This is a genomic window from Nonomuraea lactucae, assembly GCF_003313395.1.
Classification (GTDB): Bacteria; Actinomycetota; Actinomycetes; order Streptosporangiales; family Streptosporangiaceae; genus Nonomuraea; species Nonomuraea lactucae.
Map to the genome: position 1 here is coordinate 13,239 of NZ_QNFZ01000257.1, position 13,952 is coordinate 27,190.

Genomic DNA, 13,952 nt, shown 5'->3' on the forward strand with positions numbered 1-13,952 from the left:
GTCACTCGCCTTCTCCAGGCGACAGGGGACCGCTCGACAAGCTCGGACGGACGTAGTCCCACTCCCTGAACGGGGCGTCGCGCCTCTTCAGCGCTTCCCGTAGGCCCAGGTCGTCAACAGAGTCCCAGAATGCTCCGGCTGCCTGGGTGCGATGGGCGATCGCGTCGAACTCGACGCCCATGCCACGGACCGCCGGCCCTCCTGTGACCATGTCGGCGCGAAGGATCAGCCTCTTGAGCAGCAGGAGGTTCTCCAGCGGCATGGCGCGCAGCGCAGAAAGGATCTTCTCCGTCTCGGCGTCGAGCTGCTCCTCGCTCACCGCGCGCGTGATCCAGCCTCGCAGTTGAGCCTGGGATCCCGGCACGGAGTTGCCGGTGAAGAGCATCTCGCGCATGTCGCGATGACCGAGCGTCTGCCCGAAGATCATGAACGGCGGCGTGCCCAACGCGCGCAGCGGCGGGTGGCCGAACCGGGCAGTCGTGGTGGCCACCACGAGGTCGCATGCCATCGCCAGCTCGAGACCTCCGGCGACGGCGTACCCGTGCACTTTGGCCAGGGTTGGCTTCGGGAAGCTGAAAATCCGCTCCCAGCGCTCGTTGTTGCGCTGGAGCCGCGCCCAGTCCTGCAACACGGACTGGTGCTTGACGTTGATCTGTCCGGATGGGTGGAGGTCGTACCCGCTGCAGAACCCCTTGCCGGCTCCGTGGAAGACCAGTGCCTTCACCCCGTCGTCGCCGGCCGCGCTCGCGACCGCCTCATCCATGAGCTCGAGTGTGGACAGGTCGAGCGCGTTGGAGCGTTCCGGCCGACTGAGCTCGATGTAGCCGATCGAGTCGCGCACCTGGTAGTTGAGCCCCGCCATCATGGTCCTATCTCCCTTCGACTCTCTCTTCGACGCTTGCCGTCGTCGACTGACTCGTACCGCGTGACGGTGTCTCGCAGAACCCGCTTCATGACCTTCCCGGAGGCTGTGCGAGGCAGCTCCTTGACGAAGTGCACAGCCTTGGGCACCTTGAACTTGCCGAGTCGCTCACTCGCATGAGCGATCAGCGCCTCTGTCGACAGGCCGTGAACGGAGTCCGCCACGACGAACGCGACGGGCACCTCACCCCAACGCTCGTCCGGGACACCGACGACAGCGGCGTCCAGCACGCCGGGGAATTCGAAGAGCACCCGCTCGACCTCCGGAGAGGCGATGTTCTCTCCCCCGCTGCGGATCATGTCCTTGACCCGGTCGACAAGGAACAGGTAGCCGTCATCGTCCAGTCGTCCGAGGTCACCGGTGCGGAGCCACCCGTCCGTGAGGGCGTGTGCGGTAGCCGCCTCGTCCGCGAGATAGCCGGGGAACACACACAGACCGGAGATCTGGACCTCGCCGGTCTCGCCGTTCCTGACGGGGGTGCCACTCTCGGACACGACGCGGACTCGGGTGCCGATCGTCGACCTGCCCACCGATCCTCGCTTGCCGATCGCTCGACCCATGTCGGCGTACGTCGCGAAGCTGCTCTCGGTGAGGCCGTAGCAGTCGTGGATCCCCGTCTGGGGCCAGGCGGCCTCGAGCCGCTCGAGCAGGTGCTCCGGCATCCGCTCGCCGCCCACGAGGAGGACCCTCAGCGCCGAGACGTCAACCCTTTCCCAGCCCGGGACCTCCGACACCATCCGCACCATCGTCGGAGAGAGCCACGTGTTGGTCACCGCTCGCTGCTCAAGGAGAGCGAGGACATTGCGCGGATCGAAACCGCGGGTCACGACGACGGAGCCGCCCACCACGAAGTGTGTGGATGCGAAGTGATCAAGCGCGCTTGCGTGGTAGAGGGGCCCGTTGACCAGATTGACGTCTCGCTCGGTGAAGTGGAACTCGGTCGCCCTCGCCAGCGCACCCATCCAGATCTGCCCATGGGTGGTCAGCGCGGCCTTGGGGTGTGACGTCGTCCCCGAGGTGAACATGATGCGTTGCGGATCACCGAGAGCACGCGGGACATCGGGCACGTGCCCGGTCTCCACAAGCAGCTCGTCGTAGTCCGGCCAGGTCGATGGACTTGCGTAGCGCCCCAACGGCAGACCCCTTGGACGGATCGCAGCCGCCGCGATGGCCGCATCGGCCAGTTCGACCGAGCCCTCGCCCACGAAGAGCACGTCGACCTGCGCCAGATCGAGCTGGTAGGCGACCTCGACACCCGAGAGCCGGTGATTCAGCGGGAGAAAGATCGCGCCCACCCGCATTGCCGCGAAGTAGAGCTGGAGGAACTCCCCCGAATTCTGGCTGACGACCGCGACAACGCTGGCTGGGCCGACCCCGTGATTGCCGAGGCCCCGCGCCAACGCGTCGACGGACTCGTCGAAGCGCGCGTAGGTCAGTGTGTCGGCGCCGTCGACGATGGCCACCCGCTCGGGATGGCGCGCTGCCGACTGCCGCAGGCACAGGCTGAAGTTGGTCATCGCACACCCCGCACTGCCGCGGTCACGAGAGCACCAACTCCCGGTAGTCGCTGGAGGCGACCGCGTCGAGGATCTCGCGATACTTCGGCTGGCCTCCGTTGAACATCACGTGGCGTACCTGGCCGTGTTCCCTGCCCGGGATGTTGGAGTTGTAGCCCGTGAACCAACTGCGTGCCTCTCTCATCAACAGCTTCTCGTAGAGGTGCGCGACGTAGGCGACCCATTCGCGCTCCGCCTCTGCCGTGGGCTCGAGCCGGGTGAGACCGTTTCGCCTGAGGTGGTCGAGTAGACCCATGCACCAGTCGACTTGCGCCTCGATGCTGCGCGGGAAGTTCACCGACGAGGAGCTGCTCTGTGGCCCGGCGACCATGAGCAGGTTCGGGAAGTGACGGACCAGCAGGCCCAGGTAGGTCTCGGGTCCGTCGACCCACTTGTCCTTCAGCAGTCGGCCCCCCACGCCGCGGATGTCCAGCTGCTCGTAGGGACCGGTGATGGCATCGAAACCGGTGGCGTACACGATGACGTCGAGCTCGAAGTCTTCCTCCGTCGTCTTGATCCCGGTGAGCGTGACCCCCACCATGGGCGTCTGCTGGAGATCGACCAGCCGCACGTTGTCGCGGTTGTAGACCTCGTAGTAGTTGGTCTCGAGCGGCACTCGCTGGACGCCGAACCCGTGGTCCTTCGGGATCAGCTTCTCCGCGAGCTCGGGGTCATGGACCCGCTCACGGACCTTCTCGGCCACGAAGGCAGAGAACTCCGCGTTGGCCTCCCGATCAACGAAGATCTCGCGGAAGTTCGCCAACCACACCGCGAATCCCGGCTGAGCGTAGAGCTCCTCCCAGAAGCGCCGGCGCTGCTCGGCAGTGAGGGAATGGAAGCCTCGGCGGTCGGGCTGGTGCACGTAACCACCGGGGCTGACGGCACAGAGCGCGAAGATCTCGTCGTAGCGCGAGCGGATCTCCGCCATCTCCTCAACGGTGATCTCGCTGTTGCCGAGGGGCGTGTGCCAGTTTGGACGACGCTGGAAGACCGTCAGGCTCGCTACCTCGGGGGCGATGGCGGCGATCGCCTGCACACCGGTCGCACCCGTGCCGACCACCCCGACTCGCTTGCCACGCAGGTCAATTCCGTCCTTGGGCCAGTCGAAGGTGTGGAACGACGGGCCTTCGAAGGTGTCGATGCCATCGACACGCGGCATCGTCGGCGTGGACAGCATGCCGAGGCAGGTCATCAGGAAACGTGACCGGATCGAACGGCCGCCCTCGATGTGCACGACCCACGTCCGCGTGCTCTCCTCCCAGTGAGCACCGGTAACCGTCGTGTTGAAGCGGATGACGTCGCGCAGCGCCAACTTCTCGGTGACGAACCGCAGGTAGCGCAGGTTCTCCGGCTGCGGTGAGTAGCGTTCCTTCCAGTGCCACTCCCGGAGGACCTCCTGGGAGAAGGAGTAGCCGTAGGTGTAGCTCTCGGAATCGAAGCGGCAGCCGGGATAGCGGTTGTGGTACCAGGTCCCGCCTACGTCGGGGTTCCGCTCCAGAGCAACCACATCGACCCCGCGCGCCTTGAGATGGTGCAGGGCCGCGAGTCCGGACACACCCGTGCCGACGACGACCACCTCGGTGTCGGTTACCGCGTCATCCACTCGTCCGTCGTCCATAAGCCCCTCACTGGTCCGCGTCTGCGTGCCAACACCCTGGTCAATGTAATCGATGTTCTATACAATAATCGATTATTATGCAACATCACGACAGCAGGAGAGACCAACCATGCTGGACCAGGACCTCTTCATCGCGGGCTGGGGACACTCGCGATTCGGCCGTCTCGAAGACCAGAGCCTCGAAACCCTGGTCGTCTCCGTCGCCGACCAGGCGCTGCGTTGCGCCGGCCTCGAGCCCGGGGAGGTCGACGCGATCTTCCTGGGCCAGTTCAACGCGGGTCTGCACCCGCTGGCCTTCACGTCATCGCTGGCACTCCAGGTCTCCCCCGACCTCTTCGGGGTGCCCGCGACCCGCGTCGAGAACGCCTGCGCCTCCGGCGCCGCAGCGGTCCACCAGGGCATCGCAGCGCTGCTCGCCGGTACCGCTGAGCGCGTCCTGGTCATCGGCGCGGAGAAGATGACGCACGCTTGTCCCGCGACCGTCGGCTCCGCACTCCTCGGCGCCGACTACGAGCTCGCGGGCCACCAGTCGGAGACCGGCTTCGCCGGCATCTTCGCGAGTGTCGCCACCGCCTACCAGGACCGCTACGGACCCGTGAGCGACGCTCTCGGCGCCATCGCCGCCAAGAACCATCGCAACGGCGTCCACAATCCATATGCGCACCTCCGCAAGGACCTGGGCGCTCAGTTCTGCCAGAACATCTCCGACGCCAACCCCGTCGTCGCGGGACCGTTGAGACGCACCGACTGCTCGCCCGTGTCCGACGGGGCGGCTGCCCTCGTCCTGACCCGAGATCGCCTACCCCACGCGTCCGTCGAGCCCGTCCGGATCATCGGGTTCGCCCAGGCCAACGACTTCCTTCCACGCGGCAGTCGCGACCCCCTGGTCTTCCGCGGCAGCGAGGCCGCCTGGTGGCGTGCCCACGAGATGGCGGGGACCTATCTCGCCGACCTCGACCTCGTGGAGCTCCACGACTGCTTCACCATCGCCGAGCTCATCCTCTACGAGGCCATCGGCCTGACCGACCGCGGGAAAGGTCGCATGGCGATCGACAACGGCTGGGTCACCCCCGAGGGGTGCATGCCCGTCAACGTCTCCGGGGGACTCAAGGCGAAGGGGCACCCGGTCGGCGCTACCGGAGTGTCCCAGCACGTGATGGCTGCCCTGCAGCTGACCGGCACCGCGGGTGACATGCAGCTGCCGACGGCATCGCTCGCCGCCGTCCACAACATGGGTGGTCTGGCGGTCGCCAACTACGTCAGTATTCTCGAATCGACGGGCTGAGGAACGATCATGAAGCTGCAGGCAATTCGCGAGGTCAGCGTCGCTATCCAGGCGACTCACCGGTTCATCTACTTCATACCCGAGATCGCTGAGGAGGCCACCCGGCTGGGCGTCGCCGAGCGCGGACGGACCTACTTCGCGTTCCGATCGGCCGCCATGGGGGCGGTCCCGTGGCAGGTCACGCTGGCGACCTTCTACAACTTCAGCCCCCGAGCAGTGCAGACCATGACGGGCGTCTGGGACGCCGCCCCACCCGCACAGTGGCAGGCCGCCCGGTTGACGGCCGCCGGCGGTGCCATGCGGCGCGTCGGCGTCGCCCTTACGGACCATGAGATCGCGGAGGCCAGGTCGCTGCTCGACCCGCTCGTATCCGACGCGGACTACGCAGGCAAGCCGCTGGCGGCCGCGAACGCATCTGTCGCTCTCCCGGATGATCCGCTGCTCGCCCTCTGGCAGGAGCTCACGGTGCTTCGCGAGTGGCGCGGCGACGCCCACGTCCTCGTGCTCGCCGACAACCGCGTCGGACCCTGCGAGTGCAACATCCTGCAGGCGGCGACGGGCCGCTTCCCGGCGGCGCCGGTCGCTCGCGCGACCCGCCTTTGGAGCGACCGGGAATGGACCGAGGCGACAGCGCGACTGGCCGCCCGCGGCTGGCTCAACGACGACGGCACGGCAACCGCAGCGGGCTACGAGGCCAGAGAGCGGATCGAGGTCGAGACCGATGAGCACTGCGCGGCGCTCTGGAGTCGGGTCGACGAACGGTCTGCCCATCGCTTGGCCGCGCTCGTCACTCCCATCAACGATGCCTTCACCGCGGCCGGCACCTACAGCGGCTGACCGGCTGCTGCGACCCCGGTCAGGTCAGCTCGGGGATCAGCCGGTACGTCGCACCGTCCCGCACGATGCGGCCGGCGGCGGGGGTGCCGAAGTGAGTTCCGATCACCAGGGTGGAGGAATCGGCGAAGCGCTCGAGGAACCGCTTCCGCGCAGCGACCGCCGCCTCGGCGTCGGTGTCCATCTCCACCAACCAATCGGGACGGGCGACCTGGACCTGGCTGTGCAGCAGGTCGCCCGTGACCACGGCGCTCTCGCCCGCGTCCTCGATCATGACCGAGACGTGCCCCGGGGTGTGGCCAGCTGTGCTGATCAGCGAAATCCCCGGCACGACGACCTGGCCGGATTCGACCCAGGAGATCAGGCCGGCGTCCTCGACAGGGGCAAGCGAGTCCTCGAAGACCGCGACCGCGTCCACGAGGCTGTAACCCCACTCCGAGTACGCCCGTGAGGCGAGCGGATCCTGAGCGAATGCCTTCCAGTGGTCGTACTCCTGGCGCACAAAGCAGTAACGCGCATGAGGGAAGGTCGGCTGCCAGCGACCATCCACCAGCGTCGTGTTCCAACCTACGTGGTCGACGTGCAGATGGGTGCACAGCACGACGTCGACCTCATCGCGCGGGCATATCCGCTCGAACCGGTCCATGAAATCGGTGTCCAGGTTGTCAAGCAGGGGCATCAGCCGCTTCTTGCCGTTGCCGATGCCCGTGTCGATGACGATCCTGTGCTCGTCCGTCTCGACGAGCAACGAGTGGACCAGGAGCGCATTGACCCTGTCCTCGTCCAGGTATGTCGGCTTGAGCCAGCCGACCGCCGCGATCTCCTCACGGGTCGCTGCGGGCAGTACGCGCAAGAAGAGTTCGAGCGAGGCCCACTCCATCGTCTCCTCGATCTTGGTGATCGAGATGTCGCCCACCATCCACCGCTCCGTGGCCATGACTCTCCTCAACACTCGGCACTGATAATCGATTATTTAGGGTTTGTGTGAGGTGTCGCGCTATTATCGCGGCATGTCCCGCGACGCTCCGGAGAAGCGAAGCACGTCCAAACAGATGCGGTCGGCGACCGTGTACTCGACGTTGCGAACCCAGATCCTGCATGGCGAGTTCGGCCCGAGCGAACCGCTCAAACCGCAGCAACTGGCGTCCAGCATGGGGGTCAGTCTCTCCGTCGTCCGGGAGGCCCTGCAACAGCTGATCGGGGAAGGGCTGGCGGACCGGCATGCGAACCGAGGATTCTCGGTGCCGGCGTTCTCGGACCTGCGCTGGCAGCAGATCGCCGAAGCGAGGCGGACGCTCGAGTCCAGCATGCTCCGCATGTCGATCGAGCGGGGCGACGTCGAGTGGGAGGCGCGGGTGCGCGGCTCGCACCACCGCCTCTACCGAACGCCGCTGCGAGCCGCGACCGACGACCCGTACATCAGCGACGAATGGGCATCGGCGCATCACGCGTTCCACCGCGCCCTGCTCGACGGGTGTGGGAACCCCGTGCTGCTCGAGACGTTCGACCGCCTGTGGACCGCCAGCGAACTGGCGCGCAGGTGGGCTGAACGAGGGCCTGTTCGCGACTACGTGACTGAGCACAGCAGGCTCGAGGAGGCCACGTTGGCACGTGACGCCGACGCCGCCGCCGACCTTCTCGGTCAGCACCTCACCCTCACCGCCGCTGCGCTGTCCTCATGAGCGAGTAGAGGGCATCCTCGGGGCCACGCACTGGCTCGACCGAGATGGGTGGGCCCGTGCGCCTGTCCACGAGCGTCGCGTCGACGACCTCGATGACCACGATCCGGTGCGCGATCTTCCACTCGCACCGGCGCTTCTCGAAACGGTCGTTGAAGCGGGCGTACATCACGACGCGCAGCTGTTGGTGGGCGGGCACATCGATATCCCCAACCCAGGCGTGGATGGTCTCCTCAGCCTCCGCGGGATAGCACTGAACGCTCAGGTCATAGGTCTCCGCGACCGCGACGTCCTCGGCAAGGAAGTCGATCTGCGTCTGACCCAGCAGATGCATCGACTGCTCGATCAAGGCATGACGACGAGAGATCCACTCGACCAACCCGTCCACGCCACCCTGGTAGGCGCCGTGATCGTCGTAGGCGTCGGGGTGGTAGGCGCTACGGACGAGGTCGTAATCACGTCGGTCGACACCTCGGGCGTAGCGGTGCATCACCGACCGGATCTGCTCCTTGTCCAGCAGTATCCGGAGTCCGGCGGTCAACGAGTCCTGCGCGGATGACATGGTCGCCTACTCCGGCGCGCGTGAAGGTGAGAGCCTGACCTTGGACCGGCGGATCTCGCGCTTCTGCAGGTACACCGTCAGCCCTACGGCGACGAGCAACGCCAACCCGTTGAACATGTCGGGGATCCACACCTCGCCGCCCAGGAGCGAAAAGCCCTTGACCCCTGTCCCCAGCAGGAACAGGGCAATGAGCAGTCCCGCCACGTTGTACCTGCCCGGTTTCACCTGCGTGGTGGCAAGGAAGCAGCCGGCGAAGACCGGCAGCAGGTAGCCGGCCCCGGCCGCCGGCGAGATGCTGCCGACACTGGCGCTCAGCAGCACGGCGGACAGCCCCGCTCCGAGGCCGCAGGTCACCAGAGCCCCGACCACGTACCGGTCGGTGCTGATGCCCGCGAGCGTCGCGGCGGCCTTGTTCGCACCTGTGGCGTAGAGGCGCCGGCCGAGCGGAGTGTGCTCGAGCACGTACCAGGCGACCAGGCAGAGCGCGAGTGCGTAGATGACGAGGACAGGGATGCCCCACGGCTGCCAGGCGGCGATGCTTTGGAAGCCGGACGGGGCCGGGCCGACGATCACGCCGCCGCTGGCCATCAGGGTGATGGCTGTGAGGATCGAGCTCACCCCCAGCGTCGCGATGAAGCTGTCCATGCCGACGCCCACTACGAGCACGGCGTTGACAGCTCCCACGGCCGCGCACACGAAAACGGTCGCGACCGAGGCGAGAAGTGGACTCCATCCGTGGGTCGCCATCAGGCTCAGGGCCAGCACGGCGCCGAAGCCGACGTTCGACCCGATCGACAGGTCGAAGACACCTGCGCTCAGGCACACCGTGAGGCTGAGGGCGAGGACGATGGTGATCGACTGCCCCCGCGCGACAGACGTCGCCGTCTGCATCGTCAGGAACGTTTCCGGCATGGCGGCACCGAACCCCGCGATCAGCGCCGCCAATAGGATCAGGCCGCCGAAACGAGGCAGTCGGAGCCCGCCGAGCCGCCCCGCGATGCTCGCGGTAGAGACGGTGGACTGGCCGGCCGGATCGGCTCCCTCTGCCGAACGCCGGTGCTCAAGCAGTTGGTCGGTCATCGGTTCCTCCTGCACGACGATGCCGCTAGCCGATGTTCCAGGCCGAGGTGAACTCGGCCTGAATGTGGGGCCACTCGCTCAGGTTGCCCAGGTCGTCCACGTTGTCCCTCGTCACGATGACGCTCTCCCACATCGGGTTGGCGTCCGCGATCGGGTCGCCGACCATCTTCCGGACGATCGCGTCCACGAGGTACCAGCCGTTGATGAGGACCGGGTGCGCAGTGCTGGCGAGCAGCTGGCCGTTCTCCAGGGCCGCCTTCGATTCCTCGGACGCAGCCTCACCGACGACCTTGACGTGGTCCAGGCCCGCGCTCTTGAGCGCCTGCGGGACACCGGAGAGGAAGTCGTCATTGGGCAGAAGCACGTACTTCACCCCTGGGTTCGCCTGGAGGTTGGTGACGATCTGGGCCGGCACGCCCTTGCCGATCTCCGACGAGCTGACCTTCAGCAGCGCGACCCGGCTGCCTACGGACTTGAGGACCTCGGTGCTCGCCGCGACCTGAGCCTTCGTCGGAACCTGGGCCGGGTCGTTGACGATCAGCACGTCGGTGGCTCCCTTCGCGTCATTGATGACGGCCAGGCCCTGCTCGCGCCCGTCGACGCTCAGTGCTTTCGCAGAGGTGGTGCCGAAGGTGAAGGGTGAGTCCCCGCCCGCCTGGACGTCGAGGCCGTAGCCCACGACCACGATGCCCTGCTCATTGGCCTGCGTGACCTGGTCGATGACCGTGTCGGTCGGCACGACGCCGGCCATCACCACGGCGTCGGGCTTGTCCTGAAGGACGGTGTCCCAGGTCTCCTTGAAGCCCTCAGGCGTGAACGATGCGACCACTGTCTTCGTCTTCCAGCCCAGGGCCTGCGCCGCCTTGGTGGCGCCCTCGGTGTAGAGCGCGCAGATCGGGACCGCGCAGGTGATGACCTCGAGCGTCTTCCCGCTCGGAGCCGGCTTGCTGATCGGCTTGATCGCGATGTCGGGATGGGTGTTGCCCACCGCCGCCTCGTACTCGTCGATGAGCTTGCCGACGGCCGCCGGAGCCGCTGACGTGCCCCTGGCATCGGACTGTCCTCCAGAGCCGCATGCGGCGAGCAGGGTCATGGACGCAGCCCCGAGTGCGATCACGATCTTCTTCATGTGCGTTGGTGCCTTTCACTCGTTGTCGCGGTGACACGCTCGCCGGGCGAGACGCTAGGAGCGGCGGCCCTCATACAGGCCGCCACGATCGAGTCGGGAGATAGGGGTGTGGAGCGCTCCTCGACCACTCGGCCGCCGCCGAAGATCAGCACCCGGCTGCACACAGCGGCCAGTTCCTCGGCATCGGACGAGGCGATGACCACGCCCGCCCCGGCGTCGGCTGCGTTGCGCAGCTCCCGATAGATGCCGAGCTTTGCCCCCGCATCGACACCGATCGTCGGCTCGTCGAGCAGGAACACCTTCGGAAGACACCGCAGCCAGCGAGCGATCACTACCTTCTGCTGGTTGCCGCCACTCAGCGATGCGAATCGCGCCTCCGGGTCGCCCGGCTTCACCTGCAGGCGGCGCAGCCAGTGAGCAGTGTCGACAGACTCCCACCGAGTACTCAGCCGGCGAGCGAGCCCTCGGGGCTTGAGGTTCGGGAGCGTCAGGTTCTCCCGCACCGTCCAGTCAGTCAGTGCCCCTCGAGTGCGGCGGTCGGCAGGCGCGTACGCGATCCCGGCTGCGAGGGCCCGCTTGGGGCCGGCCCGCAACAACGGGCGACCGCTCACGCGGACCGTGCCCGTCGAGCCGGGGACTGCCCCGAAGGTCGCGCCGAGGATGGACTCGTGACCGGAACCGATGAGTCCGGTGAGCCCCAGGACCTCTCCTGCGTGAACGGTGAAGGAGGCGTCATCGATCCCCTCGGCAGTGAGGCCGTCGACCTCCAGGACCGGCTCGCCTCGAAGGCTCGGATCCGCCGCCTGGTAGGGCTCGAGCGTCCGACCGAGGATCATCTCGAGGAGTCGGTCGCCGCGCACCTCGTCGATGGGTTCCGTCCCGATGACCGCACCGTCGCGCAGCACCGTCACCGTATCGGCGATCTCGAAGACCTCGTGGAGCCGATGCGTCACATACACGATCGAGACACCTCGGTCGCTCAGACGACGCACGAGATCCATCAGGTGACGGACCTCATCCGGTGGAAGCGCAGCGGTCGGCTCGTCGAGCACGAGGATGCCGCCGCCGTGGAGACCGTCCTCGACGGCGCGGACGATGGCGACCATGCTCTTCTCCGACGGGGGAAGGCCGGCCACGAGGCGCCGCGGATCGAGGTTGACGCCGTGCTTGCGCAGCGCAGTTGCCGCCGAGTCCCACTCGCGTCGGCTTGACAGCCAGAATCGGCGCGAGGCGGTAGCCCCCAGCAGGAGGTTCTCCGCGATGTCCAACTCGTCGACGAGCCCGAGGTCCTGGTGGATGAAGCGGAACCCCGCCGCATGTGACGCGCGGGCAGAGCCGAACTCGAGCCGCTCACCACGCACGTTGACGACCGATCCCGCCTCAGGCCGATGAACGCCGGCAAGCACCTTGATGAGGGTCGACTTGCCCGAGCCGTTCGCGCCCAGCAGGGCGTGGACCTCACCCTCGCGGATGCTCAGACTGACCCGATCGAGCGCGCGCTGCCCGGCGAAGTCCTTGGAGACGCCTTGTATCTCCACCCTGACGACGTTCACTGGTTGCGCCCCCCACTGAGGTCGACGACCTGCCCGGTCACGAAGCTGGCCTCGCTGGACAGAAGCCAGCCGGCCAGTGCGGCGAACTCCAGAGCCGTACCGGGACGACCGAGTGGGACCTTGGCGAGGAGTGTGGCGAACCGAGCCTCATCAAGACCTGCCAGCATGGGCGTGTCCATCAGCGATGGAGCGATGGTGTTGACGGTGACGGAGTCGTCCGCGCACTCCTTGGCGACGCTCTTGACGAGGGCGTTCAGACCGGCCTTCGAGGCGGAGTAGGCCGCTTGGCGCGGGTTCGCCGTGACCGCGCCGATCGATGACACCGCGACGATGCGACCGTACGAGGTCCGCCTCATCACCGGAACGAGCGCCCGCAGTCCGTAGAAGGCGCCGGTCAGGTTGACCTCGATCGTGTGCGCCCAGTCCGAGGCCGAGGTCTCCTGCGCCAGCGTCACGGGCCCGGCCACGCCGTGCGCAAAAAGCGCACCGTCAAGCCTGCCGTACTCGGCCATGATCTCGGCGACCAGCGACTGCCAGGCGCGGCGGTCCGTGACGTCCAACTCCCGACAGCGATCCGGCGAGCTGCCGTCACCCGTCGCCCCGACGTCCGTACAGACGACAGTGCCGCCCTCGGCCGAGATGCGGTCGCAGGTAGGTGCGCCGAGCCCACCCGATGCACCGGTCACCAACACGACCTGGCCCGCGAACCGCCCTGCCCACGTCGCCTCATGGCGGCCTCGCGCCCAACGCTCACGAAGATCGTCCATCGTTGCCACGGTGTTCTCAGACCGAAAGGCGGGCGACCCCGCCCGGCGCTTGCGGCCGAAACTCGTCGGGTCCCACGATGGGCGTGCGCAGAACACCGATCGACTCGAACTCGACCTCGACGACATCTCCGGGACGGAGGAACTGGGGCGGTTTCATCGCCGCACCGACGCCATCCGACGTACCGGTCGCGATCACGTCTCCGGGCATCAGGGTCACGGTGTCACTGATATACGCGATCACCCGGGCGATGCTGTGCACCATCTCCGCGGTGTTCGCCCGCTGCCGGAGCTCACCGTTCACACGCGTGCAGAACTCCAGGCTCGGCGAGTCGCCGATCTCGTCCGCGGTGACCACGACCGGGCCGATCGGCCCACTCCGGTCGGCGTTCTTCCCGAGCGTCCACTGGATGGTGTCCGCCTGCTTCTTGCGAGCGGACAGGTCGTTGAATCCCGTGTACCCGAGGACCGACGCCAACGCGTCTTCCTCCTTCGCACACCAGGTCTTCTTGCCGATCACGACGGCAAGTTCAGCTTCCCAGTCCAGTCCCTCCTCGTTGGGCGGGACCGGCACCGGGTCACCGTCCGCCACAAGGGTGCTGGGCCAGCGACCGAAGATCATCGGCACCTCCGGTGCGCCCAGACCCGCCTCTTGCGCCTCCATCACGTGCAACGGGTAGTTGACTCCGACGCAGAAGATGCGGGCGGTACTCGGCACTGGTGGAACCTGGTGCAGATCGGCGAGCCGCAGACTCGACAACTCCACAGCGCGGGCAACCGCATCGGGGTCGAGGTAGGAATCAGGATCGGCGAAGAAGTCGTCGATCGGAGCGAGATCCCTCACTTGGGTTCCGACGACTTGCCCGATCCGGGCTCCTGCGGGCGCGTCGAACGCGATCAGCTTCACGAGTGCCTACTTTCCGGATATGACGGGACTGGGGATCCGGTGGGAGCCGGACGGTTTGGAGGA

13 protein-coding genes are annotated in these 13,952 nt (G+C 67.0%); 3 read left to right on the plus strand and 10 right to left on the minus strand.

The genetic code is table 11. The features are described from left to right. Nucleotide 1 precedes the first annotated feature (1 nt). The 3 genes from DQW85_RS16370 to DQW85_RS16380 are packed head-to-tail and all read right to left on the minus strand — an operon-like array spanning nt 2 to nt 4,081. Nucleotides 2-865 carry an enoyl-CoA hydratase-related protein gene (locus DQW85_RS16370; RefSeq protein ID WP_113701165.1) on the minus strand — a complete coding sequence of 288 codons (864 nt, stop codon included), beginning with the start codon at nt 863-865 and terminating at the stop codon, nt 2-4. Continuing rightward, nucleotides 862-2,439: an AMP-binding protein gene (locus tag DQW85_RS16375; RefSeq protein ID WP_113701166.1), complete on the minus strand. Its 1,578-nt coding sequence runs from the start codon at nt 2,437-2,439 to the stop codon at nt 862-864. The genes DQW85_RS16370 and DQW85_RS16375 overlap by 4 nt, the downstream gene beginning before the upstream one ends. A gap of 22 nt (nt 2,440-2,461) precedes the next feature. Further along, nucleotides 2,462-4,081: a flavin-containing monooxygenase gene (locus tag DQW85_RS16380; protein ID WP_205315167.1), complete on the minus strand. Its 1,620-nt coding sequence runs from the start codon at nt 4,079-4,081 to the stop codon at nt 2,462-2,464. Between the two features lie 124 nt (nt 4,082-4,205). On the opposite strand from DQW85_RS16380, the gene DQW85_RS16385 reads away from it, so the two are divergent. Together DQW85_RS16385 and DQW85_RS16390 are read left to right on the plus strand one after the other, a co-directional pair. Then, nucleotides 4,206-5,381 carry a thiolase domain-containing protein gene (locus DQW85_RS16385; RefSeq protein ID WP_113701168.1) on the plus strand — a complete coding sequence of 392 codons (1,176 nt, stop codon included), beginning with the start codon at nt 4,206-4,208 and terminating at the stop codon, nt 5,379-5,381. 9 nt (nt 5,382-5,390) lie between these two features. Then, nucleotides 5,391-6,218, plus strand: a complete 828-nt coding sequence (locus DQW85_RS16390) for an SCO6745 family protein (RefSeq protein ID WP_113701169.1) — start codon at nt 5,391-5,393, stop codon at nt 6,216-6,218. 19 nt (nt 6,219-6,237) lie between these two features. Here the strand turns inward: DQW85_RS16390 and DQW85_RS16395 are convergent, their stop codons facing one another. Next, nucleotides 6,238-7,131 (minus strand): MBL fold metallo-hydrolase, encoded by an 894-nt coding sequence (locus tag DQW85_RS16395; RefSeq protein ID WP_162795040.1) that lies wholly within the window; start codon nt 7,129-7,131, stop codon nt 6,238-6,240. A 73-nt stretch (nt 7,132-7,204) separates the two neighbouring features. On the opposite strand from DQW85_RS16395, the gene DQW85_RS16400 reads away from it, so the two are divergent. Then, on the plus strand, nt 7,205-7,897 hold the full coding sequence (locus DQW85_RS16400) for a GntR family transcriptional regulator (RefSeq protein ID WP_240197226.1): 693 nt from the start codon (nt 7,205-7,207) through the stop codon (nt 7,895-7,897). On the opposite strand, the gene DQW85_RS16405 is transcribed toward DQW85_RS16400, so the two are convergent. From DQW85_RS16405 to DQW85_RS16430, 6 genes are all read right to left on the minus strand, one after another. Further along, on the minus strand, nt 7,872-8,435 hold the full coding sequence (locus tag DQW85_RS16405) for a nuclear transport factor 2 family protein (protein ID WP_162795041.1): 564 nt from the start codon (nt 8,433-8,435) through the stop codon (nt 7,872-7,874). The two genes, DQW85_RS16400 and DQW85_RS16405, sit on opposite strands and share 26 nt — an antisense overlap. A 27-nt stretch (nt 8,436-8,462) precedes the next feature. After that, nucleotides 8,463-9,536 (minus strand): ABC transporter permease, encoded by a 1,074-nt coding sequence (locus tag DQW85_RS16410; protein ID WP_113701173.1) that lies wholly within the window; start codon nt 9,534-9,536, stop codon nt 8,463-8,465. Nucleotides 9,537-9,561: 25 nt separating this feature from the next. Then, a complete protein-coding gene (locus tag DQW85_RS16415; RefSeq protein WP_113701174.1) occupies nt 9,562-10,665 on the minus strand; it encodes a sugar ABC transporter substrate-binding protein in 1,104 nt (367 codons plus the stop codon). Next, on the minus strand, nt 10,662-12,218 hold the full coding sequence (locus DQW85_RS16420; RefSeq protein WP_113701175.1) for a sugar ABC transporter ATP-binding protein: 1,557 nt from the start codon (nt 12,216-12,218) through the stop codon (nt 10,662-10,664). Before DQW85_RS16420 ends, DQW85_RS16415 begins: the two co-directional genes overlap by 4 nt. Then, on the minus strand, nt 12,215-12,904 hold the full coding sequence (locus DQW85_RS16425; RefSeq protein WP_162795042.1) for an SDR family oxidoreductase: 690 nt from the start codon (nt 12,902-12,904) through the stop codon (nt 12,215-12,217). The genes DQW85_RS16420 and DQW85_RS16425 overlap by 4 nt, the downstream gene beginning before the upstream one ends. A 97-nt stretch (nt 12,905-13,001) precedes the next feature. After that, entirely contained in the window at nt 13,002-13,889 is an 888-nt protein-coding gene (locus DQW85_RS16430) for a fumarylacetoacetate hydrolase family protein (RefSeq protein ID WP_113701177.1), read from the minus strand. Between the last annotated feature and the right edge of the window lie 63 nt (nt 13,890-13,952).

Coding starts and splice junctions, on each gene's coding strand:
- DQW85_RS16390 (WP_113701169.1), top strand. CDS start 5,391: ATGAAGCTGCAGGCAATTCGCGAGGTCAGCGTCGCTATCCAGGCGACT.
- DQW85_RS16375 (WP_113701166.1), bottom strand. CDS start 2,439: ATGACCAACTTCAGCCTGTGCCTGCGGCAGTCGGCAGCGCGCCATCCC.
- DQW85_RS16410 (WP_113701173.1), bottom strand. CDS start 9,536: ATGACCGACCAACTGCTTGAGCACCGGCGTTCGGCAGAGGGAGCCGAT.
- DQW85_RS16385 (WP_113701168.1), top strand. CDS start 4,206: ATGCTGGACCAGGACCTCTTCATCGCGGGCTGGGGACACTCGCGATTC.
- DQW85_RS16370 (WP_113701165.1), bottom strand. CDS start 865: ATGATGGCGGGGCTCAACTACCAGGTGCGCGACTCGATCGGCTACATC.
- DQW85_RS16415 (WP_113701174.1), bottom strand. CDS start 10,665: ATGAAGAAGATCGTGATCGCACTCGGGGCTGCGTCCATGACCCTGCTC.